The 25,544-nt window shown below is 58.0% G+C and carries 22 protein-coding genes and 1 pseudogene; 11 read left to right on the top strand and 12 right to left on the bottom strand.

Annotated features, from left to right (window positions below; all coding sequences use genetic code 11):
* Positions 1-52 precede the first annotated feature (52 nt).
* Positions 53-1,504 (top strand): pyruvate kinase, encoded by a 1,452-nt coding sequence (gene pyk / locus CKW31_RS14620; RefSeq protein ID WP_095096197.1) that lies wholly within the window; start codon positions 53-55, stop codon positions 1,502-1,504.
* Positions 1,505-1,782: 278 nt separating this feature from the next.
* On the opposite strand, the gene CKW31_RS14625 is transcribed toward pyk, so the two are convergent.
* Together CKW31_RS14625 and CKW31_RS14630 are read right to left on the bottom strand one after the other, a co-directional pair.
* On the bottom strand, positions 1,783-2,721 hold the full coding sequence (locus CKW31_RS14625; protein WP_095096200.1) for an iron-sulfur-binding ferredoxin reductase: 939 nt from the start codon (positions 2,719-2,721) through the stop codon (positions 1,783-1,785).
* The gene (locus tag CKW31_RS14630; RefSeq protein WP_095096203.1) at positions 2,714-3,832 is read right to left on the bottom strand and encodes a diguanylate cyclase; all 1,119 of its coding nucleotides are present in this window, start codon (positions 3,830-3,832) and stop codon (positions 2,714-2,716) included. Before CKW31_RS14630 ends, CKW31_RS14625 begins: the two co-directional genes overlap by 8 nt.
* A 380-nt stretch (positions 3,833-4,212) precedes the next feature.
* On the opposite strand from CKW31_RS14630, the gene CKW31_RS14635 reads away from it, so the two are divergent.
* Entirely contained in the window at positions 4,213-5,736 is a 1,524-nt protein-coding gene (locus CKW31_RS14635; protein ID WP_095096206.1) for a fumarate hydratase, read from the top strand.
* A gap of 179 nt (positions 5,737-5,915) precedes the next feature.
* On the opposite strand, the gene CKW31_RS14640 is transcribed toward CKW31_RS14635, so the two are convergent.
* Entirely contained in the window at positions 5,916-6,602 is a 687-nt protein-coding gene (locus CKW31_RS14640) for an RES family NAD+ phosphorylase (RefSeq protein WP_095096209.1), read from the bottom strand.
* Positions 6,602-7,006 carry an antitoxin Xre-like helix-turn-helix domain-containing protein gene (locus tag CKW31_RS14645; protein WP_095096881.1) on the bottom strand — a complete coding sequence of 135 codons (405 nt, stop codon included), beginning with the start codon at positions 7,004-7,006 and terminating at the stop codon, positions 6,602-6,604. Before CKW31_RS14645 ends, CKW31_RS14640 begins: the two co-directional genes overlap by 1 nt.
* 700 nt (positions 7,007-7,706) lie before the next feature.
* On the opposite strand from CKW31_RS14645, the gene CKW31_RS14650 reads away from it, so the two are divergent.
* Positions 7,707-7,931 carry a DUF6124 family protein gene (locus tag CKW31_RS14650; RefSeq protein WP_095096212.1) on the top strand — a complete coding sequence of 75 codons (225 nt, stop codon included), beginning with the start codon at positions 7,707-7,709 and terminating at the stop codon, positions 7,929-7,931.
* Between the two features lie 130 nt (positions 7,932-8,061).
* On the opposite strand, the gene CKW31_RS14655 is transcribed toward CKW31_RS14650, so the two are convergent.
* From CKW31_RS14655 to CKW31_RS14670, 4 genes and pseudogenes are all read right to left on the bottom strand, one after another.
* Positions 8,062-9,219 (bottom strand): phosphatidylserine/phosphatidylglycerophosphate/cardiolipin synthase family protein, encoded by a 1,158-nt coding sequence (locus tag CKW31_RS14655; RefSeq protein WP_095096215.1) that lies wholly within the window; start codon positions 9,217-9,219, stop codon positions 8,062-8,064.
* A 2-nt stretch (positions 9,220-9,221) separates the two neighbouring features.
* Positions 9,222-9,803, bottom strand: a complete 582-nt coding sequence (locus CKW31_RS14660) for a YceI family protein (RefSeq protein WP_095096218.1) — start codon at positions 9,801-9,803, stop codon at positions 9,222-9,224.
* 80 nt (positions 9,804-9,883) lie between these two features.
* A complete protein-coding gene (locus tag CKW31_RS14665) occupies positions 9,884-10,216 on the bottom strand; it encodes an amidase (RefSeq protein ID WP_095096221.1) in 333 nt (110 codons plus the stop codon).
* A gap of 129 nt (positions 10,217-10,345) precedes the next feature.
* Positions 10,346-11,338 (bottom strand): annotated as a pseudogene (locus CKW31_RS14670) (serine hydrolase domain-containing protein); the annotation flags it as partial.
* Positions 11,339-13,173: 1,835 nt separating this feature from the next.
* Here CKW31_RS14670 and olsB point away from each other — a divergent pair.
* Both olsB and CKW31_RS14680 read left to right on the top strand, forming a co-directional pair.
* Positions 13,174-13,929 carry an L-ornithine N(alpha)-acyltransferase gene (gene olsB, locus CKW31_RS14675; RefSeq protein WP_095096227.1) on the top strand — a complete coding sequence of 252 codons (756 nt, stop codon included), beginning with the start codon at positions 13,174-13,176 and terminating at the stop codon, positions 13,927-13,929.
* Complete coding sequence (locus CKW31_RS14680; protein WP_095096231.1) at positions 13,929-14,768, top strand: lysophospholipid acyltransferase family protein; 840 nt, start codon at positions 13,929-13,931, stop codon at positions 14,766-14,768. Before olsB ends, CKW31_RS14680 begins: the two co-directional genes overlap by 1 nt.
* Here the strand turns inward: CKW31_RS14680 and CKW31_RS14685 are convergent.
* Positions 14,729-15,325: an ACP phosphodiesterase gene (locus tag CKW31_RS14685; RefSeq protein ID WP_095096234.1), complete on the bottom strand. Its 597-nt coding sequence runs from the start codon at positions 15,323-15,325 to the stop codon at positions 14,729-14,731. The two genes, CKW31_RS14680 and CKW31_RS14685, sit on opposite strands and share 40 nt — an antisense overlap.
* A gap of 161 nt (positions 15,326-15,486) precedes the next feature.
* On the opposite strand from CKW31_RS14685, the gene CKW31_RS14690 reads away from it, so the two are divergent.
* The 3 genes from CKW31_RS14690 (at position 15,487) to CKW31_RS14700 (ending at position 18,177) form a co-directional block, all read left to right on the top strand.
* Positions 15,487-15,801, top strand: a complete 315-nt coding sequence (locus CKW31_RS14690; protein WP_095096237.1) for a helix-turn-helix transcriptional regulator — start codon at positions 15,487-15,489, stop codon at positions 15,799-15,801.
* A 134-nt stretch (positions 15,802-15,935) separates the two neighbouring features.
* Positions 15,936-17,102: an MFS transporter gene (locus tag CKW31_RS14695; RefSeq protein ID WP_095096240.1), complete on the top strand. Its 1,167-nt coding sequence runs from the start codon at positions 15,936-15,938 to the stop codon at positions 17,100-17,102.
* A gap of 25 nt (positions 17,103-17,127) precedes the next feature.
* Complete coding sequence (locus CKW31_RS14700; RefSeq protein WP_095096242.1) at positions 17,128-18,177, top strand: alkene reductase; 1,050 nt, start codon at positions 17,128-17,130, stop codon at positions 18,175-18,177.
* A 98-nt stretch (positions 18,178-18,275) separates the two neighbouring features.
* On the opposite strand, the gene CKW31_RS14705 is transcribed toward CKW31_RS14700, so the two are convergent.
* The 3 genes from CKW31_RS14705 to CKW31_RS14715 form a co-directional block, all read right to left on the bottom strand.
* Positions 18,276-19,130, bottom strand: coding sequence for an ATPase (locus tag CKW31_RS14705; protein WP_095096246.1), 855 nt, complete (start codon positions 19,128-19,130; stop codon positions 18,276-18,278).
* Positions 19,131-19,208: 78 nt separating this feature from the next.
* Positions 19,209-20,201: an NAD(P)-dependent oxidoreductase gene (locus CKW31_RS14710; protein ID WP_095096250.1), complete on the bottom strand. Its 993-nt coding sequence runs from the start codon at positions 20,199-20,201 to the stop codon at positions 19,209-19,211.
* A 161-nt stretch (positions 20,202-20,362) separates the two neighbouring features.
* On the bottom strand, positions 20,363-21,262 hold the full coding sequence (locus CKW31_RS14715; protein ID WP_095096257.1) for a LysR family transcriptional regulator ArgP: 900 nt from the start codon (positions 21,260-21,262) through the stop codon (positions 20,363-20,365).
* Positions 21,263-21,378: 116 nt separating this feature from the next.
* On the opposite strand from CKW31_RS14715, the gene CKW31_RS14720 reads away from it, so the two are divergent.
* From CKW31_RS14720 to CKW31_RS14730, 3 genes are all read left to right on the top strand, one after another.
* Entirely contained in the window at positions 21,379-21,981 is a 603-nt protein-coding gene (locus CKW31_RS14720) for a LysE/ArgO family amino acid transporter (RefSeq protein WP_095096260.1), read from the top strand.
* A 360-nt stretch (positions 21,982-22,341) separates the two neighbouring features.
* Positions 22,342-22,923 carry a superoxide dismutase gene (locus CKW31_RS14725; RefSeq protein WP_095096263.1) on the top strand — a complete coding sequence of 194 codons (582 nt, stop codon included), beginning with the start codon at positions 22,342-22,344 and terminating at the stop codon, positions 22,921-22,923.
* Between the two features lie 302 nt (positions 22,924-23,225).
* Entirely contained in the window at positions 23,226-25,277 is a 2,052-nt protein-coding gene (locus tag CKW31_RS14730; protein WP_095096265.1) for a bifunctional diguanylate cyclase/phosphodiesterase, read from the top strand.
* The last annotated feature ends 267 nt before the right edge of the window (positions 25,278-25,544 follow it).

Below are 25,544 nucleotides of genomic sequence, written 5' to 3' on the forward strand. Positions count from 1 at the left end.
CAGATCAAGACAGTAGTAGCCTCTCGCTGCGCTTCATATAAGGAGTTTATGCATGACCGTTCGCCGCACTAAAATCGTCGCCACCCTTGGCCCTGCCAGTAACTCGCCGGAAGTCATTGAACAGCTGATCCTTTCGGGTCTGGACGTTGCTCGTCTGAACTTCTCCCACGGCACACCGGATGAGCACAAGGCACGCGCCAGGCTCATTCGCGAAATTGCCGCAAAGCACGGGCGCTTCGTTGCTCTGCTGGGCGACCTGCAAGGTCCGAAAATTCGTATTGCCAAGTTTGCCGGCAAGAAAATCGAACTGAAAGTCGGTGATAAATTCACCTTCTCCACCGTTCACCCGCTGACCGAAGGCAACCAGCAAATCGTGGGTATCGACTACCCGGATCTGGTCAAGGACTGCGGCGTAGGCGACGAGCTGCTGCTCGACGACGGTCGCGTGGTCATGCGCGTTGACACTCAGACGGCCGACGAACTGCACTGCACCGTGCTGATCGGTGGTCCATTGTCGGACCACAAAGGCATCAACCGTCGCGGCGGCGGCCTCACCGCTCCGGCCTTGACCGAAAAAGACAAGCTGGACATCAAGCTCGCTGCCGAAATGGACCTGGACTATCTGGCCGTGTCCTTCCCCCGCGACGCTGCCGACATGGAATACGCCCGTAAACTGCGCGACGAGTCCGGCGGTACCGCCTGGCTGGTGGCGAAGATCGAACGTGCTGAAGCCGTTGCCAACGATGAAGTGCTGGACGCGCTGATTCGCGCCAGTGACGCGGTCATGGTTGCCCGTGGCGACCTGGGCGTTGAAATCGGCGACGCCGAGCTGGTGGGCGTTCAGAAACGCATTATTCTGCACGCACGTCGCCACAACAAAGCGGTAATCGTCGCAACTCAGATGATGGAGTCGATGATCTCCAGCCCGATGCCGACCCGCGCTGAAGTCTCCGACGTGGCCAACGCCGTGCTCGACTACACCGACGCTGTGATGTTGTCCGCTGAAAGCGCTGCGGGTTCTTATCCTATCGAAGCCGTTCAGGCCATGGCCCGCATCTGTATCGGCGCTGAGAAGCACCCGACGGGTAAAACCTCCAGCCATCGCATCGGTCACTCGTTCACCCGTTGTGACGAAAGCATCGCGCTGGCCGCCATGTACACCGCCAACCACTTCCCGGGCGTTAAAGCGATCATTGCTCTGACTGAAAGCGGCTATACCCCGCTGATCATGTCTCGCATTCGCTCATCGGTGCCGATCTACGCGTTCTCCCCGCACCGCGGGACTCAGGCTCGCGCAGCAATGTTCCGTGGCGTTTACACCGTACCGTTCGACCCAGCCAACCTGCCACCAGGCCAGGTCAGCCAGTCTGCGGTAGACGAACTGCTCAAGCGCGGTCTCGTTGAGCAAGGCGATTGGGTCATCCTCACCAAGGGTGACAGCTACCACACCATCGGTGGCACCAATGGCATGAAAATCCTGCATGTAGGCGATCCACTGGTCTAAGACCGCCCGCGCAGTGAACAAAAGCCCCGACTCGCGAGAGCCGGGGCTTTTTTGTGTCTGGTGACCCAGGGTGAACCGCAGCGCATTTCTGAGAGACCCCGATGTCTATGGCACCGCGCTATCTCGCGGCAAACCTGGGCCTGTAGGACCGGATTCATCCGGGAGGACGGCATTCCAAGCGCCGATGATGTGGCGGATGTACTGGCCTCTTCCCGAATAAATTCGGTTCTGTGTGAGTCCAGTGTCCGGGACACAAGGCAATCTCGCGTTTGAATGCCTTATTCACGTCCCACAAACACGTCCGCCAGCACCTGATTACGCGGAATACCCACCAGATAAAGTCGCTTGGCGAAGGTCTCTACACTTTGAGGGCTGCCACAGACCAGCGCCAGGGTTTTGCGCGACAGCATGCGCAGGTCGGCTAGGGTCGCGTCCAGTTCATCAACCGTCGCCAGCTGCACTTGAACATTGCCATGGGCACCTGCCAACTCAGTCAGTTCGGTATGCAGGTAATGCTCACTGCCATCGCGTGCCAGATGAATAAGCCTGATCGGTCCTTGATGCTCCTGACGCAGCGCCTCTCGAAGCACGCCCCACAGCGGTCCGAGGCCGGTTCCGGCGCCCAAAAGTAGCAACGGCCGGTCCTGCCAGTCGGGATCGTATTGCAAAACACCGCCCCGCAACTCGCCGAGGCCAAGACGCTCGTCTACGCGCAAATGGCGAGCTACGTCGGCAAAAGCGCCCGGTTGACGGCAGTCGATATGAAACTCCAGAAAACGGTCTTCGCCCGGCAAGCTTGCCAGCGAATACGGCCGGGCAACACCGCCCTCAGTCCACAGCACCAGATGCTGTCCAGCCCGATAACGCAACGGTCGCTCCGGTTCAAGACGCAAACGCAGCACCGTAGCGCTGAGCCAGTCACACTCAGCGATCCGAGCAGGCATCCCGTCGCTCAGTGGATCAAACGCGTGAACCGTCAAATCCTCCATCACCCGACACTGGCAGGCCAGACGCCAGCCCTGCAGACGCTTGCCCGCATCCAGCGCCTCAGGCAACGCATCCGCGGGTTCGCCATCAATGCAGCGCACCAGACAGGCATGACAACTCCCTGCCCGGCAGCTATAGGGAACGCTGACGCCAGCCTGATTGAGGCTGTCGAGTAAATTGCTTCCTGCTTCGACCGTCCAGTGACGCTCGCCTACATGCAACTCAGGCATCAACGCTTTCCCAACCCGCCACACATCGATTACGCCCGCCCCGCTTGGCCCGATACAGCGCCTGATCTGCCCGGTGCAGGGCTTCATCCAGATTGTCACCACGTTGCAGCAAGGTCATGCCCACCGACAGGCTGAGATTTGAGCCAGGTAACGCCGCCAGCTCAACACGGCTGAATGACTCACGTACACGCTCACAGCAATCGACCAGTTGTTTTTCGTCACAGAGTGGTATCAACAACACGAACTCTTCTCCACCGTAGCGCGCCAGCACATCGCTCTCGCGCAGACAATCCTGAGCGCGAGCCGCAAAAGCCTGCAACACCTGGTCGCCAGCCGAATGGCCATGGTTATCGTTGATGCGCTTGAAGTGATCAAGGTCGATCAAGGCCAGACCGTGAGAAGTGTCGTCGTTCAGTTGATTCAATTCCCGGGCAGCCATGCGCAAAAAGTAGCGGCGATTATACAGCCCGGTGAGTTCATCGGTTGCAGCCAGCTCTTCAAGCTGAGCCATCATCCCGCGCAAGGTGTCCTGGTGGGCCTGCAAGGCGTAGCGACGCTGACGCATTCGCTGGCGCTGGGCATGCACGTAACCGGCAAAGAGGCTGAGCCATAGCAGCATCACGAACAGAGCACTGATCTGCAGCAATACGGTGCCCGGTTTTTGCAAGGCTCCATTGATGAATTCCCACGCATTGATGCCCGCGAAACTCAACAGCACGAGCAACGCACAGCGAGCGAAGACCATGGGTGTGAGCTGAAACAAACCGAACAGGAGGATCGGCGCATAGATGATCAGAAATATGCCTCGAGCCTCACCCAGACATGACAACAGCCAGGTCAGCCAACACAAGGCCAGCACGACCTGAAATTCAGTCAGGCTCGCATCACTGAAGCGCTGATTGAATCGGGTGAGGAAAACGATCAGTAAAACCAGTTGGCTAAGCAGCACCGAAACACAGGTGATCACCGCTACATGCAATGGCTGTTGCAGTTCCCCCGCGTAAATGGCCAGCCCGCTCAGTAACAAAACCAATACATAGGTCGCCACCGCCAAACCAAATCGCTTCAAAAAAATGGACTGTGTGGTCGGGGATATTTCCCGTTTGGTCATCGTGCTCAAAAAGGATTCCTTCCCGTAGTGGCACCAAGCCCAGAACTTTAGACTCGCGTCAGAAAGTTTCCAGCGACGGGGGATAAATACGTTCAAAAAGGTTCAATTGCAACTGATGTGGCGTAGCTCAAATACACGGATTACACCGGCTTGCGGTGGTGTCGGCTGACAACTCCCGCAGCAATAGGGATAAACCAGTCAGCGGACCAATCATGACAAGGCGCAAAACCGATGGATGGAGCAACGAGGTTGCGGGTTATACTGCCGCGCCTTTTTGTCGCAGCCAGCGATGCTGCCGTAGCCATGAGACATCGCAAGATGGCAGATGACTCAGACAATATTTTTGAATGTTCCCGTCCTAAACAGAGGAGCGCGCCCACATGACCGTGATCAAGCAAGACGACCTGATTCAGAGCGTAGCCGACGCCCTGCAATTCATTTCCTACTACCATCCGGTGGATTTCATTCAGGCCATGCACGAAGCGTATCTGCGCGAAGAGTCGCCTGCTGCCCGTGACTCCATGGCGCAGATCCTGATCAACTCGCGCATGTGTGCGACCGGTCATCGTCCGATCTGCCAGGACACCGGTATTGTTACCGTGTTCGTGCGCGTCGGTATGGACGTGCGTTGGGACGGGGCCACCATGGGCCTGGACGACATGATCAACGAAGGTGTGCGCCGCGCGTACAACCTGCCGGAAAACGTCCTGCGCGCCTCGATCCTGGCCGACCCGGCCGGGGCCCGCAAAAACACCAAGGACAACACCCCCGCCGTCATTCACTACTCCATCGTTCCGGGTAACACCGTGGAAGTGGACGTGGCAGCCAAAGGCGGCGGTTCGGAAAACAAATCGAAGATGGCGATGCTCAACCCGTCCGACTCGATCGTCGACTGGGTCCTGAAAACCGTTCCAACCATGGGTGCAGGCTGGTGTCCGCCTGGCATGCTTGGCATTGGTATCGGCGGTACTGCCGAGAAAGCCGCCGTCATGGCCAAGGAAGTGTTGATGGAATCCATCGACATCCACGAGTTGAAGAAGCGCGGCCCATCCAGTCGTATCGAAGAGATGCGTCTGGAGCTGTTCGAAAAGGTCAACCAACTGGGGATCGGCGCTCAGGGCCTGGGTGGTCTGACCACCGTGCTCGACGTGAAAATCATGGATTACCCGACTCACGCCGCTTCGCTGCCGGTGTGCATGATCCCTAACTGCGCCGCCACCCGTCACGCGCACTTCGTGCTTGATGGTTCCGGCCCGGCCTCGCTGGAAGCGCCACCGCTGGACGCCTACCCGGAAATCGTCTGGGAAGCCGGCCCGTCAGCGCGCCGCGTCAATCTCGACACCCTGACCCCGGAAGACGTGCAAAGCTGGAAGCCGGGCGAAACTGTACTGCTCAACGGCAAAATGCTCACCGGTCGCGATGCAGCGCATAAGCGCATGGTCGAGATGCTTAACAAGGGCGAAAGCCTGCCGGTTGATCTCAAGGGTCGCTTTATCTACTACGTCGGCCCGGTTGATCCGGTGCGTGAAGAAGTCGTCGGTCCGGCTGGCCCGACCACCGCGACCCGTATGGACAAATTCACCCGGCAGATCCTTGATCAAACCGGTCTGCTGGGCATGATCGGCAAATCCGAACGCGGCCCGAGCGCTATCGAAGCGATCAAGGACCACAAAGCCGTGTACCTGATGGCGGTCGGCGGAGCGGCCTATCTGGTGGCGCAGGCGATCAAAAAGTCGAAAGTCGTGGCCTTTGCCGAACTGGGCATGGAAGCGATCTACGAGTTCGAAGTCAAAGACATGCCGGTTACCGTTGCCGTCGACAGCAAGGGCGAATCCGTACACGTCACCGGGCCGCAGATCTGGCAGAAAAAGATCAGCGACAGTTTGGCGGTAGAAGTGCAGTAAGCACGTCGGCTTCAATAAAAAACCCGCAGAGATGCGGGTTTTTTATTGGCGTTCGAGGGCTACTGTAGGAGCTGCCGAAGGCTGCGAAGCATTCATCCTGACACACCGCCATCGCAGCCTTCGGCAGCTCCTACAGGGTCCAATGTTTTCTGCGCGACAGCGCGGTGGCATTAACACCTTCAAGCATTCGAAAGCCGACTCACACTGGTGATCTGCCCACTCCAGATCATTTCGTAATGCGCGGTCTGAACAATCGACTTCACATGCCTGGGCGTCATCAATGCCCAGCAATGATTGCCCGGTGATCGAACCGAGTTGTAGCGCAGGCTTGGGCACGCTGCCCGCTTGGCTGCATGGCCCAACTGGCGAGCAGTGGAATAATCTTCAGGATCGTAAATGGGGTCTGAAAGTGGCAGCCCGGTAGCATCGCGATTGGCCACTTCATCGAAGGTGCAGACCAGACCACGAAACAGGAAACGCTCGTAGTTGAGCCCGGCCACTTTCGACCAATACCTGTTCTGGTGATGGCGCACCTCCGCGATAGCGGTTTCCATCACATCGGCCAGATACAACACTCCGAAATCCCCCGAACTGAAACGCGAGCCGCCCGGATTGACGTGGGTGAACGGCCCTACCGCGTAAGAACAGCCTGGAATGCCGAATGGGATCTCGGCGACGGGGATCAACGCAATGCGCCCGACTTCATTCTGCAAACGGGGATTGGTCAATGCCTGCAACTGGTATAACGCCTCAAACTCGGCGGCATCGGCAACATCATCGAACAGATCTATGGGCGGGAATCTGGAATTGACCAATCGATATGCCCGCTGCTCTTGCTCGGCAAGAAGTGGCAGGCTGTCAAGCATCACCACTGTGCACCCCGAAGTGCGTCAACGCGGCGGAAGGTTTCATACAACGAGACAATGTCGCCTTGAGCCATGATGTCCAGCGGCTTGCGACCATTGAAGAACTCATTGTCGTTGTCCATCGACGGGAAGCCGTACACGTTGTCCGGGTTGTCGAAGACCGTGCGCAACGCCGCGTGAATATTCAGTACGAAGCTGATGCGGTGCATCTGATCCATGTCCAGCCCGACTGACCATTCGGAGCTGGTCTGCTTGGCACGGGTGTAGGTGCTACGGGAGATACGCAGAATTCGACACGCCTGCTCACTGGACGCATCCCACTTATCAAGAATACGCAGTGCAGTGCGCAAGCCGGACACGCATTGTTCTTTGGAAAGAGGCTGGATTTGTGGGACGGCGGACATGAGAAACACCTTTTGCATCTGCAGACTCAAACATTATCAATAAGAGTCTATAGATGCAAATCGATTTCTACGCCGTGCGCCGCTTCCACAGGTAATGCATCCGCAGTTAAAGCCATGTTGACCCAAGACGTCAGCTCCAATGCAGCTCAAAAAAGCTGACACAACCTCATCGTGCTGCAAACACAAACCTTTGTGGGAGCCGGGCTTGCCCGCGATGCATGAGACGTAGCCCGAAGACATACCGCGTTATCGTTTATCGCGAGCACTGTGGATCGCCACCCCGGTCACTCCCACAGGTCCAATGCTTGCTTTGCGACAGCGCTGTGTCGGGCACTAGGCGATCTCGGACAAAGACTGCGTTCGACTCGATTTCCGCGAAATCGCAGGACATATCCTCTTTACTCGAAGGAAATTTCCGAGAGTGCCCTGAGCGCATTGCGCGCCTGATTCAAGATCTCTAGGGTGCGCCGGTCGCTGCAAAATCAGCGATCAGGTTTGGTAGACCTGAGTATCCTGGGCGCGGTGCGCCACCTTTTGCGAGGCGCATTTTTTCGGCCTATGTTTATGGTGGCCGCGCGCTTGGCGTCTTCGGATGCACCGGGTTTGCCTAGGTTTACCGGTCTACCACTTGCGTGCGGCCGCCACCTTTATCGTTGGTAGCGATAGGAGCGGCTCCTTATAAAAATCTGGGAACTGCTAAATGCTCAAACAAAACAATGCTGACTCACCCCTCTTCACCATCAACGAAACAGTCAATCAGCAACAAGCGCTCAACTACGCGTCTGACCTGCTGCGCTGCATCATCACGACCGCTTACGAATCAGGCGACAATGCCAAAGGCACCAGCCGTGATCTGGCATTCTCGGTTGTACACATGGCAGAAATCGCCAAGGCCATGGTGGATCGGTCTATCGACTGTCGGTGACGAATCTGAACACCCCATAGCCGAGACTAACGCGCACCCGTGGGACCAGCTTTAGCCGGGAAGAGGCCAGTATATTCACCACATCTTTATCGTCAGAAATACCGCCTTCCCGGCTAAAGCCGGTCCCACGTCAGTTACGCCGATCAAGCAGGTTCACCACCAGCCGGTCAACCCAACCCCAAAGCCGCTGTTTGACCCGGCTCCACAAAGGTCGGGCCTTCCATTCAGCCAGGGTGATTTGCTTGCTTACGGCAAAGTCTTTTTCGAAGCTCGCGACTACATCCTTGGTCAGGCCAACGTCGAGAGCCTCCAGGTTGGCTTCCAGGTTGAAGCGCAGGTTCCAGTGATCGAAATTGCATGAGCCAATGCTGACCCAGTCATCGATCAGCACCATTTTCAAATGCAGGAAGCACGGCTGGTACTCGAAGATTTTCACGCCCGCACGCAGTAAGCGCGGGTAGTAGCGATGCCCTGCGTAGCGCACTGAAGGATGATCGGTGCGCGGTCCAGTGAGGAGCAAGCGGACATCAATGCCTTGGGAGGCTGCCTTGCGCAATGAACGGCGGACTTTCCAGGTAGGCAGAAAATACGGCGTCGCCAGCCATATACGTTTGTGACCGCTATTCAGCGCCCGCACCAACGATTGCAGAATGTCACGGTGCTGGCGGGAATCCGCATAGGCAACACGGCCCAATCCGTGACCCGACACAGGCACCTTCGGCAGGCGTGGCAAGCCGAAATTCTCGGCGGGGCGCCATGCGGTGCGACGAGGGTTGGCGTGAAACTGGCGGTCGAACAATGCTTGCCAGTCGATAACCAACGGTCCGGTGATTTCCACCATCACTTCATGCCACTCGCTGACGTCCTCGGCAGGCTGCCAGAACTCATCGGTAACGCCCGTACCGCCAACCACCGCGAGCTTTTTGTCCACCAATAACAACTTGCGGTGGTCGCGGTAGAAGTTGCGCACACCGCGCCGCCAATTGATGCGGTTGTAAAAGCGCAGAATCACGCCCGCATCGGTCAGGCGTTTACGCAGCCCCAGGGTGAAGGCCTGTGCACCAAAGTCATCGAACAGGCAGCGCACGATCACGCCGCGTTGAGCCGCATCTACCAAGGCGCGCACCACCGCCTCGGCGCAAGCGCCCGCCTCGACCAGATAGAGCTCCAGCTCGACTTGCTGCTGAGCGCCGTCAATGGCAGCGATCATGCGCGGAAAGAACGCCGGGCCGTCGATCAACAACTGAAACTGGTTATTCTCACGCCACGGAAAAATCGCTCCGGCCATACTCAGCGCGCCGTGAAGATCAAGACGGCACCCACCGGCACGGCGAGACTGACCGCAGACAAGCCGGCCGCATTGCGCAATGTCGTGAAGCCGGGCACCAGATCAAAATCCTGTGCATTGACCACCAACGGCTCAAGGGTCACGACTTGAAAACGTCGTTCATCAAGACGCGTGGCAAGCAGTTCGGCTCGATAGCTGTGGGATTTGCCATGCAGTTGCACCACCAACGGCAGGCGCAACTCCAGCTGCGCTCCGGGTGCCAGATCATTGATCGGGCCCAGGTCGAGCTGCGCGTTGATTTTCGCTCTGGGAAATTTCGCGACGTTAAAGACTTGCTCACGAATACGCTCATCGCGCAGGGCAATGCCGGTGCTGACCGACTCCAGCTCGACTTCAAGCTCGGCCGCGCCTTTACGATCAACTTTCCCGTGCAAGGTCAAAAAGCGATGCACTTCAGCGATATCGGCGTTTTTGGTGGAGGTGAACGACAGCCGTGAGGATTCGTTATCCAGATACCAGTTCGCCTGAGCGGGCAACGCTGTCAGCGCCAGCAAGGCCAGCAGCAGGCGGGTTGTGATGGGCATGCAAACTCCAGATGCGCATTAAGGGGCAACCGTACCGCCTGTCTGACCGCTAGCAAACTGCTACGTTCGCATCCGGGTTTTCAAGGCGTTGACGGTAGCAAGCGACAGCCTTGTCGCTCGCCCTGCCAGCTCGCCACATTACTGCGGCCAAGACCTTCGGCAGTTACCCGCTTATTCGCCGCGTCGTCGAGCAAGCTGCTCGGTACGTACTGTTTCACGTAACCACGGCAATACTCGGCGGAATTAAGCATGACGTAGCGACAGGAGCAATACTCTTTGGCGGTATAAGCGCTGATGATGCTTGGGAACGCCGCCAATGCGACGCGGTTTTGCCAGATCACCCCACCCATTACCACCGCCATCAATAACAACAGACTGCTGAATGGACGTCGACGAATAAAGCCGGTAATCATTGCTCTCCCCCTATTGAAATGCGTTTTCTGTAGGAGCTCACCGAGGTTACGAGGCCAGCGATCACGGCTTACCTGACACTCCGTCATCGCTGGCCTCGTAACCTCGGTGAGCTCCTACAGATCCCATGTCTACTGCGCGACGGCGGCAGGCCCCTCTTTGCCGAACGCCGCGATTGTCAACTTGAGCAATTGATCATGGGAATAACTGCCGTCCCGATCATCGGCATAACGCACGATCACCAGCCCGGCACTGGGCATCACATACAACGCCTGCCCCCAATGCCCCAGCGCCGCGAAGGTGTCAGCGGGCGCATCGGGCCATGGGCCTTTTTCTCCGTTCGCGGCGCGATTGAGCCACCACTGACCGCCAGATACTTCGGCGTCGGGTTGTGAATTGGCAAAGGGAGTCAGAACAAAGTCGATCCAGGTTTTGGGCACTAGCTGTCGGTCATTCCACCGCCCCCCATGCTGCATCAGCACACCGATGCGGGCCAGATCCTGTGCTGTCATGTAGGCATAGGAAGAACCGACAAACGTGCCGTTGGCATCGGTTTCCCAGACGGCGCTGCGAATGCCCAGCGGCTCGAACAGCGCTGACCACGGATAGTCCGCATAGGCCTTTTCCCCGACCATGCCTTTCAGCGCAGCCGACAGGACGTTGCTGTCGCCACTGGAATACAGGAACGACGAACCCGGTGGATGAGCGCTGCGATGCTCGGCCGTAAAGCGCGCCATGTCGTCCCGGCCACGGGTGTAAAGCATGGCGACCACCGAGGAATTAAGCGGGGCGTATTCGTAGTCCTCCTGCCAATCAAGCCCGGAGGTCCACTGCATCAGATGTCTGATCGTGATATCGGGGTGAGCACGAAACGGCGGATAGAATTTAGCTGCCGGGTCATCCAGCGCAAAGCGCCCTTCGCCGAATGCTACGCCCAGCACCGTTGCCATGATGCTTTTACTGATTGACCAGGTCAGGTGCGGCGTCTGGGCGGTCGTCACTCCGCCATAGCGTTCGTACAGCACCTGACCGTCGCGCATCACCAATAAGGCGTCGGTGCGAATGCCTTCACGGGTTTCGTCGTTGCGAGTCGGAAAAGCGTAATTCTCAAGGTCCTGGAGCGCGTTGGCGTTCGCGTTGAGGACAACAAATAGCAGAAACAACCAGGCGAGTCGCATGGGGTGTATCTCGAATGTGGACCGCCGGACTGTAGCAGTGAGTTGTGACAAATATTCAGACAGAGCAGATTCCAGGTAGGAGCCAACTTGTTGGCGAGAGGGGTTCACGCGGTGAATCAGATCTGACGCCTCGCAAACAAGTTCGCTCCTACCGAGGCAGTCAGACAGAGCAGATTTCCACGCAGGAGCCAACTTGTTGGCGAGAGGGGTTTACGCGGTGAGTCAGGTCTGACGCCTCGCGAACACGTTCGCGCCTACCAAGGCAGTCAGACAGAGCAGACTTCCAGGTAGGAGCCAACTTGTTGGCGAGAGGGGTTTACGCGGTGAGTCAGGTCTGACGCCTCGCGAACACGTTCGCTCCTACCGAGGCAGTCAGACAGAGCAGATTTCCAGGTAGGAACCAACTTGTTGGCGAGAGGGGTTTACGCGGTGAATCAGATCTGACGCCTCGCGAACAAGTTCGCTCCTACCGAGGCAGTCAGACAGAGCAGATTTCCGGGGTAGGAGCCAACTTGTTGGCGAGAGGATTTTCCGCGGTGAGTCAGGCCTGACGCCTCGCGAACAAGTTCGCTCCTACCGAGGCAGTCAGACAGAGCAGATTTCCAGGTAGGAGCCAACTTGTTGGCGAGAGGGGTTTACGCGGTGAGTCAGGTCTGACGCCTCGTGAACAAGTTCGCGCCTACCGAGGCAGTCAGTCAGACAGAGCAGATTTCCACGCAGGAGCCAACTTGTTGGCGAGTGGGGTTTACGCGGTGATTCAGGTCTGACGCCTCGCGAACAAGTTCGCTCCTACCTAGGCAGTCAGTCAGAGCAGATTTCCACGCAGGAGCCAACTTGTTGGCGAGAGGGGTTTACGCGGTGAGTCAGGTCTGACGCCTCGCGAACAAGTTCGCGCCTACCGAGGCAGTCAGGCCAGAGCAGATTTCCAGGTAGGAACCAACTTGTTGGCGAGAGGGGTTACGCGGTGATTCAGGTCTGACGCCTCGCGAACAAGTTCGCTCCTACCGAGGCAGTCAGGCCAGAGCAGATTTCCAGGTAGGAACCAACTTGTTGGCGAGAGGGATTACGCGGTGATTCAGGTCTGACGCCTCGCGAACAAGTTCGCTCCTACCGAGGCAGTCAGTCAGAGCAGATTTCCAAGCAGGAGCCAACTTGTTGGCGAGAGGAGTTTACGCGGTGAGTCAGATCTGACGCCTCGCGAACAAGTTCGCTCCTACCGAGGCAGTCAGGCCAGAGCAGATTCCAGGTAGGAGCCAACTTGTTGGCGAGAGGGGGTTACGCGGTGAGTCAGGTCTGACGCCTCGTGAACAAGTTCGCGCCTACCGAGGCAGTCAGTCAGACAGAGCAGATTTCCAGGTAGGAGCCAACTTGTTGGCGAGAGGGGTTTACGCGGTGAATCAGGCCTGACGCCTCGCGAACAAGTTCGCTCCTACCGAGGCAGTCAGACAGAGCAGATTTCCAGGTAGGAGCCAACTTGTTGGCGAGAGCGGTTTACGCGGTGAGTCAGATCTGACCCTCGCGAACGAGTTCGCTCCTACCGAGGCAGTCAGGCCAGAGCAGATTTCAGGGTAGGAGCCAACTTGTTGGCTAGAGCGTTTCACGCGGTGAGTCAGGTCTGACGCCTCGCGAACAAGTTCGCTCCTACCGAGGCACCCGTCACACAACCATCACCAAACCTTCATGGTCATGACATCGCCTCTCCTTAGCCTGAGTTTGTAAAGCAGCGCCAGGCCATTACAGCCATCGCCCGCACTTGCAGGGCAGGCTAACGGAGACTTCGCATGACTCAGATCGCCCGCATTCGCGACACAGCATCCGACCGCCGCCTTCAGGCAGAACGTCTGACCGGCAGCAACGCCTTGCAGGAAGCACAGGCCCTGCGCTTCAGTGTGTTCAGTGGTGAATTCAACGCAAAACTCAAAGGCGCTGACCAAGGCCTGGACATGGACGATTACGATGTGCACTGCTCGCACATCGGCGTGCGTGACCTGAACACCGGCAAGCTGGTCGCTACCACGCGCTTGCTGGACCACAAGGCCGCCAACTCCATCGGCCGCTTCTACAGCGAAGAAGAATTCGCCCTGCATGGCCTTGGCCATCTGCAAGGTCCGATCCTTGAATTGGGCCGTACCTGTGTGGACCCGGACTACCGCAACGGCGGCACCATCGCGGTACTGTGGAGCGAGTTGGCCGAGATCCTCAACGAAGGTGCCTACAACTACCTGATGGGCTGCGCGAGCATCCCGATGCAGGACGGCGGCATTCAGGCCCACGCGATCATGCAACGCCTGCGCGAACGGTATCTGTGTACGGAAAACCTGCGCGCCGAGCCGAAAAACCCGCTGCCAGCCCTGGATCTGCCCAACAACGTGATCTGCGAAATGCCGCCCCTGCTTAAAGCCTACATGCGCCTGGGTGCCAAGATCTGCGGCGAGCCGTGCTGGGACGAAGACTTTCAGGTCGCTGACGTATTCATCCTGCTCAAACGTGACGAACTGTGCCCGCGTTACGCCCGCCACTTCAAGGCAGCAGTGTAATGAGCCGCTTGCGTAGCTACGCCCGAGTCGCACGGGTGCTGCTGGTGATTGCGTTGGGGCTGACCATTGCCGGCACGTTCGCCTGTATGGAGCGCATGAAAATCGGCAATTCCATGGCCCGGCGTCAGCGCTGGAGCCGATGGTTCATGGCGCGCCTGACAGCTGCCCTGCCGTTTCGGGTGACCGTCAGCGGCGAGCTTCCACGTCAGCCGATGCTCTGGGTCAGCAATCACGTGTCCTGGACCGACATTCCGCTGCTGGGCATGTTGGCCCCGCTGTCGTTTCTGTCCAAAGCCGAGGTGCGCACATGGCCGGTGGCGGGTTGGCTGGCCCTGAAAGCCGGCACGCTGTTCATCCGCCGCGGCTCGGGTGACAGCAAGCTGATCCAGAAGCAGATGGGTAATCACTTGCAGCAGAACAACGCGCTGGTGATCTTCCCTGAAGGCACTACCACCGACGGTACTGGCCTGCGTACATTTCATGGTCGCCTGATGTCGAGTGCGATTGATAGCGGGGTATTGCTGCAACCGGTGGCGATTCAGTATTCACGCAATGGCCAGCCAGACCCTATCGCGCCCTTCATCGGTGACGACGATTTGCTCTCGCACCTGCGCCGCCTGTTCGCCAATGAACAAGGCGACGTGCATATCCAGTTACTGACGCCGATTACCACCGAGGGCAAGGAACGCGCTGCACTGGCTTATGAAGCGCAGCAAGCGGTGCAGATCGCGCTGTTTGGCGAGCCGCCCGCCGCGGCTGAGCCTTTGGTTACCAAAGGCGCCGAAGCAGTGTCTGACGCTCAGACCGCCGAGAGCCCGCGCTCGGCCAGGGCGGCCTGAGAGAAATCCTGCAAGATCGGGTAGAACTCGGCAAAGTCCGCGCTCAAGGGTTGGTAGAGGTCACGCAGTTCCTGCATGGCACCCGCCAACCCTTGTGGCCGTGACAAACGACGCGAAATGCCCGCCAATACTTGCTCCAGCACGGCAAATTCCCGATATGAACCCAGCCAGTCGTGAGCGGCCATATGCGGCGCAATCCGCGCCAGTCGCTCGGGCAACTCTGGCTCTGCGGCCAACACGCCGTAAACCTTGCGCGTGAATGCCGAGAGCGGCACCTCAGCGTAATGCGCCCAGTCCCGGGCCAGGCAATGATCAAAAAACACGTCCAGTACAATGCCCGCGTAACGTCTCCGCTCGGACGGAAAGCGGGCAATCGCTTGTTTGATCAGCGGGTGACTGTCGGTGAATGCGTCAATGCTGCGATGCAACTGGATAGCCTGCGCCAGATCATCGGGAAAGCGCCCGGCCACAGGACCTTTGACGAAATCGCCATACAGACTGCCAAGAAGTTGTGCCGGACGTTGGCCGCCCAGATGCAGATGTGCGAGATAGTTCATGGCGCCCAGCGTACGCCGAATTGAGCCTCCCGCCTATATCGATATAACCCGATATAGCGTTTCTCACTATTCTCAGTAGAAAATCATATTTGTATATCGCGAAATACAAATATAAAGTTCGCCCCATCGCGATATAGCGTTAAACCCATATTGAGAACGACATGCCTATCGACCTCGACGAAATAATAAAAGCCCTGGCCCACCCTGTTCGCCGGGAGATTCTTGTCTGGCTGAAGGACCCGCAAAGTTGTTTTCCGGACCAGACCCACTCGACGGAAAACGGTGTTTGCGCGGGTCAGATCGATCAGCGCACCGGGCTTTCGCAATCCACGGTTTCTGCCCACCTGGCCACCCTGCAACGCGCTGGCCTGATCACCAGCAAGAAGGTTGGGCAATGGAGCTTTTTCAGGCGCAACGAAGAGGTGATTGCGGCCTTTGTCGATGCGCTGCTGCTGGAGTTGGGTCCGCCGTCCTGAATCTATTTCGATGGAAAAAATTCCCTGTAGGAGCTGCCGAAGGCTGCGAAAGCTTTCTGTCTGAACCACCGAGAATCGCAGCCTTCGGCAGCTCCTACAGGATTAACGAAACCTTTATTAACAGGAGACGCCCAGTGCCTCTTTCACTGTTTATTCTGGCGCTCAGCGCCTTCGCCATCGGGACCACCGAGTTCGTCATCATGGGCTTGCTGCCCGAAGTCGCTGCCGATCTGGGGGTTTCCATTCCCGGTGCGGGCTGGCTGGTAACCGGCTACGCGCTGGGCGTCGCGATCGGTGCGCCGTTCATGGCCATGGCCACCGCCAGGCTGCCGCGCAAGGCTGCGCTGGTCACGCTAATGGGCATCTTCATTGTCGGTAATCTGCTGTGCGCCATCGCCGCCGATTACAACGTGCTGATGTTCGCCCGTGTCGTGACTGCGCTGTGCCACGGTGCCTTCTTCGGTATCGGTTCGGTGGTTGCTGCGGGCCTGGTGCCTGCCAATCGTCGTGCTTCGGCCGTTGCGTTGATGTTCACGGGGCTGACCCTGGCCAACGTGCTCGGCGTGCCGTTGGGCACTGCGCTAGGCCAGTACGCTGGCTGGCGCTCGACCTTCTGGGCCGTCACCGTCATCGGTGTGATTGCATTGATCGGCCTGATCCGCTTCCTGCCGACCAACCGCGAAGAGCTGAAACTCGACATGCGCGCCGAGCTCGCCTCGCTCAAAGGCGCAGGCATCTGGCTGTCGCTGAGCATGACCGCGCTGTTTTCGGCCTCGATGTTCACCCTGTTCACTTACGTCGCGCCACTGCTGGGCGAAGTGACCGGTGTATCGCCAAACGGCATTACCTGGACCCTGCTGCTGATCGGCCTGGGCCTGACCGTGGGCAACGTGATCGGCGGCAAGCTGGCTGACCGGCGTCTGGCCGCGACGCTGATTGGCGTGTTCATTGCCATGGCTGTGATCTCCACCGCCTTGAGCTGGACCAGCGTCGCGCTGATCCCGACCGAAATCACCTTGTTCCTCTGGGCCACCGCCGCGTTCGCTGCCGTACCTGCCTTGCAGATCAACGTCGTGACCTTCGGCAAGGCCGCGCCAAATCTGGTGTCGACCCTGAACATCGGAGCGTTCAACGTCGGCAACGCGCTGGGCGCCTGGGTCGGCGGCAGCGTTATCGCCCATGGCCTGGGCCTGACCAGCGTGCCTTTGGCGGCTGGCGCACTGGCGATACTCGCGCTGATCGTGACCTTGATTACTTTCCGCCAGGGCGGCAACGCCGAGCTGGCTCCCGCTACCCACTGATTGATCAATTCATGAGGACTTACACATGACCACTATCTTTGACCCGATCACCATGGGCGACCTGCAACTCGCCAACCGTATCATCATGGCACCGCTGACCCGCTGCCGCGCCGATGAAGGCCGTGTGCCGAACGCGATGATGGCCGAGTATTACGTACAGCGTGCATCGGCAGGTCTGATCATCAGCGAAGCCACTTCAGTCACGCCCATGGGCGTCGGCTATCCGGATACTCCGGGCATCTGGTCCAGCGATCAGGTCCGTGGCTGGAGCAACATCACCAAGGCCGTTCACGGTGCAGGCGGCAAGATCGTTCTGCAACTGTGGCACGTCGGGCGTATTTCTCACCCGTCGTACCTGAACGGTGAAACCCCGGTTGCGCCAAGCGCAATCAAACCTGAAGGCCATGTCAGCCTGGTTCGTCCGCTGTCTGACTACGTCACGCCGCGCGCGCTGGAACTGGCAGAAATCGCTGACGTGGTAGAGGCCTATCGTACCGGCGCAGAAAACGCCAAGGCCGCTGGCTTTGATGGCGTGGAAATCCATGGTGCCAACGGTTATCTGCTGGATCAGTTCCTGCAAAGCAGCACTAACCAGCGTACTGACCAATACGGCGGCTCTCTGGAAAACCGTGCACGCCTGATGCTGGAAGTGGTCGATGCGGCGATTGACGTCTGGGGCGCGGGTCGTGTGGGCCTGCATCTGGCACCGCGCGCCGACTCCCATGACATGGGTGACGACAATCTGGCCGAGACTTTCGGCTACGTGGCAGCCGAGATGGGTAAACGTGGCATCGCGTTCATCTGCTCTCGCGAGCGTGAGGCTGGCGACAGCATTGGTCCGCAATTGAAAAAGGCTTTCGGCGGGGCTTACATCGCGAACGAGAAATTCACCAAGGACAGCGCCAACACATGGCTGGCCAATGGCTCAGCGGATGCGGTGGCGTTCGGCGTGCCGTTCATTGCCAACCCAGACCTGCCAGCGCGCTTGAAGCAGGATGCACCGCTGAACACCCCCCATCCGGAAACGTTCTACGCCCAAGGGCCAGTGGGTTATATCGATTACCCGGCGTTGTAATACATCCGTAGAAGGCAACTTGTTGGCGAGGCTTTGGACCTGAACACTCAGGAAGATCGCCTCGCGAACAAGTTCGCTCCTACCGGGGGATATGACTATTACCGGCGTGCATTCACCTGCTGGGACAGATTCTGAATCTGGCTCTGCAGCGTGTTGATGTTGCGGGTCATCTGCGCACGGAAAGCATCGAATTCAGCCGTGTTGTTGCTGGCTGCTGCTGGAGCCGGACGGTTTTCCTGTTCGCTTTTGAGCACGATCAGATCCTGCTCAAGGCGCTCAATGGTCGCTGTCGGATTGCCCTGTTTCTTCAGTGCGGCAACATCGGTGCTGAGGCTTTTCAGTTGGGTGTCAACTTTTTCCAGATCACCTTGAGCCGCTTTATGATCCGGAATGGAAGCCTTCACCGCCGCCAGCTCAGTAGTAACGGTTTTAAGCTGTTCCTGCAGTTGCGCATTGCTCGTCTGTAGCTGCGTCGCCTGAGTCGTAATCTGCTCCAGGCGCTGCTGCAACTGGCTCTGCTGTCCGGTTGCGCCTTCCTGCTGCTTGTCCTGATCAGCCAACTGGTCTTCTATCAGCTTGATGCGTTGCTTGAGCGCCACCCCGTCTACCGCCACCGATTCTGTCGCAACGACCTTGCCGGAGATGTCCTGCAAACGGCCGGCAGCTTCTTCACTGATGCGTGCGAAGCTTTCCTGGGTCGCCACCAGTTGCTGCTCCATCAGCGATATCTGCTGAAAGCTCCACCAGCCCAGCCCGCAGAAGGCAATGAACAACGCGCCCACCAGGGCCCAAAGCGGTCCGGTGCTCGGCCCTTTTACTTTCACCACGGGTGTATCCCGGGAATACACCGTTGTGCGTTTGCGTGCCGCAGTAGTCGGCGCGAAATCGTCGTCATCGTCCTTGGCGCTGAGATTCGGAACGTCATCGACGTCGTCGTAAGGATCGTTACGCATGAGTAACCCTGTGTAGAACCGTGATGAAAACTGCTTGAAGTTCGCGAGTATAACCGCTGAGGCCGCAGCCTAAAGTGCTCACCTGCTTTGTTGCGTTTGCCACCAGTCGCAAAACTCATCCAGCGCCGCCCACAGGCTGACTTGCGGGTCGTAGTCCAGATAATGCCGGGCGCGGCTGATATCCAGGGTGAAATCCTTGCTCATGACCTGCACGCCCAACCGCGACAAGGTTGGCTCCGGGCGACCCGGCCAGAGCATGCACGCCGCTTCGTTGAGCGCGGCGGCCGAGTAAGCAAGGCCGACAGATCGATACCGCGTGACCTGGGGCAATTGCATGCGACGCATCACGTAGTTCACGGCATCCCAGACCGGCACCGGCGTTCCGTTGCTGATGTTGTAGGCCTTACCCAGCGCCGACCTGTCAGCCAGCAGACTGCTGATCAGGGCCTGGTTGAGGTTGTGCACACTGGTGAAATCCACCTTGTTCAAACCATTGCCGACAATCGACAGACGCTTCTTGCGCTGCATGTGCAGCAGCCGCGGGAAGATGCTGGTGTCGCCCGCTCCTGTCACGAAACGCGGGCGCAGGGCGATCACTTCCAGTCCGAACTCTTCCGCGCCAAACACCTTCTGCTCAGCCAGGTATTTGCTGGCGGCGTAGTGATTGTTGAAGCGCTTGGGCACCTGTTCTTCTTTAAGGTCCAGATGCGAGTAACCGTCGAAATAGATTGAAGGCGACGACAAATGGACCAGCCTTCTGACCCTTTGTTTCAGACAGGCCTCAACGATGTTTTCGGTGACCTGCACGTTACCTTGCATGAAATCCTGCTTGCGCCCCCAAACGCCCACTGAACCGGCGCAATGCACGACAGCTTCAACGTCGTCACACAGCACTCGGACCAGGTCAGGATTGATCAAGTCACCCTGGATGAATTCAGCGCCGCGCTTGACCAGATGCGCAACACCTTCGGCACGTCGGCCATTGACCCGCACGCTAAAGCCCTGCTCCAGGGCGAACCGCGCAAAGCGTCCGCCAATAAAGCCGCTTGCGCCGGTGACCAGAATCTTCATTTACCGCTCCGTTAGAATTTCGTTTTGCGCTTGCTGAACAATGCATTGCCACCTGATTGATGGTGATACTTGTAGGAGCTGCCGAAGGCTGCGAAAGCATTTGTCCTGACACACTGCCATTCGTAGCCTTCGGCAACTCATACAAAAGCACTAATTGACGCTCACTTCGTCTGCAGCGGCACCAGCCACTGCCCCGCCTGCTGCGCCAGATGCTCCGTCAATCGGGTCAACAACTGCCCGCCATTGCGCCAATGATGCCAGTACAACGGCACGTCCACCGGTTTGTCTGCTGCAAACTCCACCAGCGAGCCGCGCTGCAGTTGTTCGCGTACCTGTATTTCCGGAACCAGCCCCCAGGCCACTCCCGCTTCGGTCATGCGTAAAAAGCCTTCGGCCGATGGGCACACATGATGCTCGAACCCGCCCTCGATCCCTAGTGAAGCCAGATAGCGGTGCTGCAAAAAATCATCCGGGCCGAACACCAGTGCTGGAACGCGGGCGAGTTTTTTCGCCTCGAAACCTTCGGAAAAGTGGCGGGCGATGAATGCCGGACTGGCGAGGCCACGGTAGCGCATCGCGCCCAATAACAGACTGCGGGCCCCGGCAACCGGCCGTTCGCTGGCACACAAACAGGCCGCAACATCGCCTGCACGCATGCGCTTGAGGCCCACGTCCTGATCTTCGACGACCAGATCCAGCAACAGATTGTTCTGCGCGCAAAAGTCGCCAATCGCATCGGCCCACCACGTCGCCAGACTGTCGGCATTCAACGCGATACGCAGGCGCTCCGGCATGCCCTCTTCGTCCAGCGCAGGCACCTGACTTTGCAGATCACGCTCCAGCAGCCGCACTTGCTGCACATGGTTGAGCAGACGACGCCCAATCTCAGTCGGGCTCGGCGGAGTGGCGCGAACCAGAACCGGCTGCCCTACGCGCGCCTCCAGCAGTTTTATCCGCTGGGACACCGCTGACTGAGACAAACCCAGTACTTGAGCTGCGCGCTCAAAACCGGCTTGTTCGATCACGGCTGCCAGCGCTGAAAGCAGTTTGTAGTCAAACATCACTTTTCCTAATGTGCGATCAGCAAGATTGGTTTTTCTTATACAGCGTCGGCCCCCACAATCGCCACACAAACCTGCCGGACAGGCAGATTATTCAGTGTGTGGAGCCTATTTTCATGTGGCAAAGTTATCTCAACGGGCTGTTGGTGGCGGGCGGTTTGATCATGGCAATCGGTACTCAGAATGCTTTTGTTCTGGCGCAGAGCCTGCGGCGTGAACATCATTTGCCGGTAGCGATGGTGTGTATTGTCTGCGATGCGATCCTGATTGCAGCCGGTGTATTTGGCCTGGCCAATCTGCTGGCGCAAAACCCGACCTTGCTGGCGATTGCTCGTTGGGGCGGCGTCGTGTTCTTACTCTGGTACGGCAGCCTTGCGTTGCGCCGGGCCTGCTCCAGCCAGAGCCTGGAAAAGAGTGAAGTCGTTGGCCTGCGCTCGCGCCGGGCAGTCCTGCTGAGCGCCCTGGCAGTGACCCTGCTCAACCCCCATGTTTATCTCGATACGGTTTTGCTGGTTGGCTCCCTTGGCGCTCAGCAAAGTGTGCCGGAGGCTTATGTGGTGGGCGCAGCCAGTGCGTCACTGTTGTGGTTCAGCACCCTGGCGCTCGGCGCGGCATGGCTGGCTCCATGGCTGGCGCGTCCGGCCACCTGGCGACTGCTTGACCTGATGGTCGCGGTGATGATGTTCAGTGTTGCGGTGCAGTTGATCAGGGCTGCGTAAATCAGAACACTTAATACAAAAATCTGTGGGAGCCGAGCTTGCTCGCGATAAACGACCACACGGTTTGCCTGCGAGCGGCGACACATGTATCGCGGGCAAGCACCGCTCCCACAAGGTCGTGTTTGCAGCGCAACAGCGCGGTGTCGAAGAAAAAAGCGATCTTACTCAGGAGATCGTTCCCATTAGTCAAAACCTCTGGAACCTCTATCCCACACAGTTGTTGCGTGGTTAACGGGCAGACCCGGTGCTATGATCCTGACCCTGCGCCGCAAAGAGTACAAACTCGCCGGTGCATGTTCTGTCTGGCCGCCCGTGATCGGCCTTGCGCTCACCGCAACTGACCTGATTAGGAGATAAACCATGGCTTTTGAATTGCCGCCGCTGCCGTACGCCAAAGATGCTCTGGTACCGCACATTTCCGCAGAGACACTGGAATATCACCACGACAAGCACCACAACACCTACGTGGTGAACCTGAACAACCTGGTGCCAGGCACCGAGTTCGAAGGCAAAACCCTGGAAGAAATCATCAAGACTTCTTCGGGTGGCATTTTCAACAACGCCGCTCAAGTCTGGAACCACACGTTCTACTGGAACTGCCTGGCGCCAAACGCTGGTGGCGAACCTACTGGCGCACTGGCTGACGCTATCAACGCGGCTTTCGGCTCGTTCGACAAGTTCAAAGAAGAATTCAGCAAAACCTCCATCGGCACCTTCGGTTCCGGCTGGGGCTGGCTGGTGAAAAAACCTGACGGTTCCCTGGCTCTGGCCAGCACCATCGGCGCAGGTAACCCGATCACCAGCGGCGACATCCCGCTGCTGACCTGCGATGTGTGGGAGCACGCCTACTACATCGACTACCGCAACCTGCGTCCGAAGTACGTTGAAGCATTCTGGAACCTGGTTAACTGGGACTTCGTAGCGAAGCAATTTGCTGCCTGATTTCAGATCCAGTAAAAAAACCCGGCACTGCCGGGTTTTTTTTCGTCCATGAAATGTGCTTAATGTCTTGTCAGCCGACGATAGCGGACTAATATCATCCGCTTGGGTTTTTACGATTTCGTTCAAGTTTCAAAGGTTTTTGTCCGACACAGTGAGAATGCCCGACTTTACGATGAGGTCAGGATGGAGCAAGAGCAGGTAATGATGAGCAAAGTCGCCATCTGGCGATCTCGTTCTGGTTCGACTGTTTTTTGATGGTTGCAAAGGCTTGACGCACCCGGCACGGATTAAGGAATAGCCATTTGAAGCTGGAACTCAAAAACAGCCTGTCAGTAAAGCTTCTGCGCGTGGTGCTGCTCTCGGCATTAGTCGTGGGCGTTGTGCTGAGTTGTGCGCAGATCGTCTATGACGCGTACAAGACGCGACAGGCCGTGGCCAGCGATGCTGAACGAATTCTGGATATGTTCCGCGACCCGTCGACTCAGGCCGTATACAGCCTGGACCGGGAAATGGGCATGCAAGTCATCGAAGGCCTGTTTCAGGACAATGCGGTGCGGCTGGCATCCATTGGCCATCCGAATGAAACCTTGCTCGCCGAAAAAGAGCGCCCGCTGAAATCCACGTCGACGCGCTGGCTGACCGATCTGATCCTTGGCAAGGAGCGCAGCTTCACCACTCAATTGGTCGGCCGCAGCCCTTACAGCGAGTACTACGGCGACTTGCGCATTACGATGGACACAGCCACTTACGGTGAAGGTTTCATCATCAATGCCGTGATTATTTTCATCTCCGGGGTGCTACGCGCACTGGCGATGGGCCTGGTTCTGTATCTGGTTTATCACTGGCTGCTGACCAAACCGCTGTCGCGCATCATCGAACACCTGACCAACATCAACCCCGATCGCCCCAGCGAACATCAACTGCCCCTGCTCAAGGGCCACGAGAAAAACGAGTTGGGCATCTGGGTCAACACTGCCAACCAGTTGCTGGCTTCCATCGAGCGCAATACGCACTTGCGCCATGAAGCTGAAATCAGCCTGCTGCGCATGGCTCAGTATGACTTCCTCACCGGCCTGCCCAACCGCCAGCAACTGCAACAGCAACTGGACAAGATTCTGGTCGATGCCGGACGTCTTCAACGTCGGGTTGCAGTGCTGTGTGTCGGGCTGGATGACTTCAAGAGCATCAACGAACAATTCAGCTACCAGACTGGCGACCAATTATTGCTCGCGCTGGCAGATCGTCTGCGCGGTCACAGCGGTCGGCTTGGCGCACTGGCGCGCCTGGGCGGTGACCAGTTCGCGATGGTGCAGGCTGATATTGAACAACCCTATGAAGCCGCAGAGTTGGCGCAGAACATCCTTGATGATCTGGAAGCGCCGTTTGCCCTGGGCGATCAGGAAATTCGGTTGCGCGCCACCATTGGCATCACACTGTTCCCGGAAGACGGTGACAGCACTGAAAAGCTGCTGCAGAAAGCAGAACAGACCATGACGCTGGCCAAGTCGCGCTCGCGTAACCGATACCAGTTTTATATCGCCAGTGTGGACTGCGAAATGCGTCGCCGCCGGGAGCTGGAAAAAGACCTGCGCGAAGCCCTGCCCCGCAATCAGCTGTTTCTGGTCTATCAACCGCAGATCAGCTATCGCGAGAATCGCGTGGTCGGCGTAGAGGCCCTGATCCGTTGGCAGCACCCGGAACACGGCCTTGTGCCGCCAGACCAATTCATCCCGCTGGCTGAACAGAACGGCTCCATCATTACGATTGGTGAATGGGTGCTGGACCAGGCCTGCCGTCAGTTGCGCGAATGGCACGATCAGGGGTTCACGGATCTGCGCATGGCGGTCAACCTTTCGACAGTCCAGTTGCACCACACCGAGTTGCCAAGGGTGGTCAACAACCTGATGCAGATCTACCGTCTGCCGCCGCGCAGCCTGGAACTGGAAGTCACCGAAACCGGCTTGATGGAAGACATTACAACCGCCGCGCAGCATCTGCTCAGCCTGCGCCGCTCTGGCGCCTTGATCGCCATTGACGACTTCGGGACCGGCTATTCTTCCCTGAGTTATCTCAAGAGCCTGCCTCTGGACAAGATCAAGATCGACAAGAGCTTCGTGCAAGACCTTATCGATGATGATGACGACGCGACCATCGTGCGCGCCATTATTCAGTTGGGCAAAAGTCTCGGTATGCAGGTCATCGCCGAAGGCGTGGAGACCACCGAGCAGGAGGCTTACATTATTTCCGAAGGTTGCCATGAAGGTCAGGGCTACCTGTACAGCAAACCGCTCCCGGCGCGGGAGTTGCTGGCTTATCTGAGACAGGCACAACGCAGTAATGCGGAGGTTTCGTAGATTTAACTGCCGAGCAGTGACTCGTAGGACCGGCTTTAGCCGGGAGGTCAGGATGTTTGGCGAAGGATATCTGGCGATTGCGCCAGAGCCCTCCCGGCTGAAGCCGGTCCTACGGGATTGCGAAACATTTGACACTCCTTGTTACAACCACATTCCAGCTCATCTTCCCCCAAAGGCAATAGGCCTTTACACCGAATGCAAATCTTTCGCATTATGTCGCAGCTTTTTTTGGGCGCCTGGCGCCTTGAACCCTCTAGACGCAGGATT

Source organism: Pseudomonas sp. Irchel 3A5, assembly GCF_900187575.1.
GTDB classification, from domain to species: domain Bacteria; phylum Pseudomonadota; class Gammaproteobacteria; order Pseudomonadales; family Pseudomonadaceae; genus Aquipseudomonas; species Aquipseudomonas folii.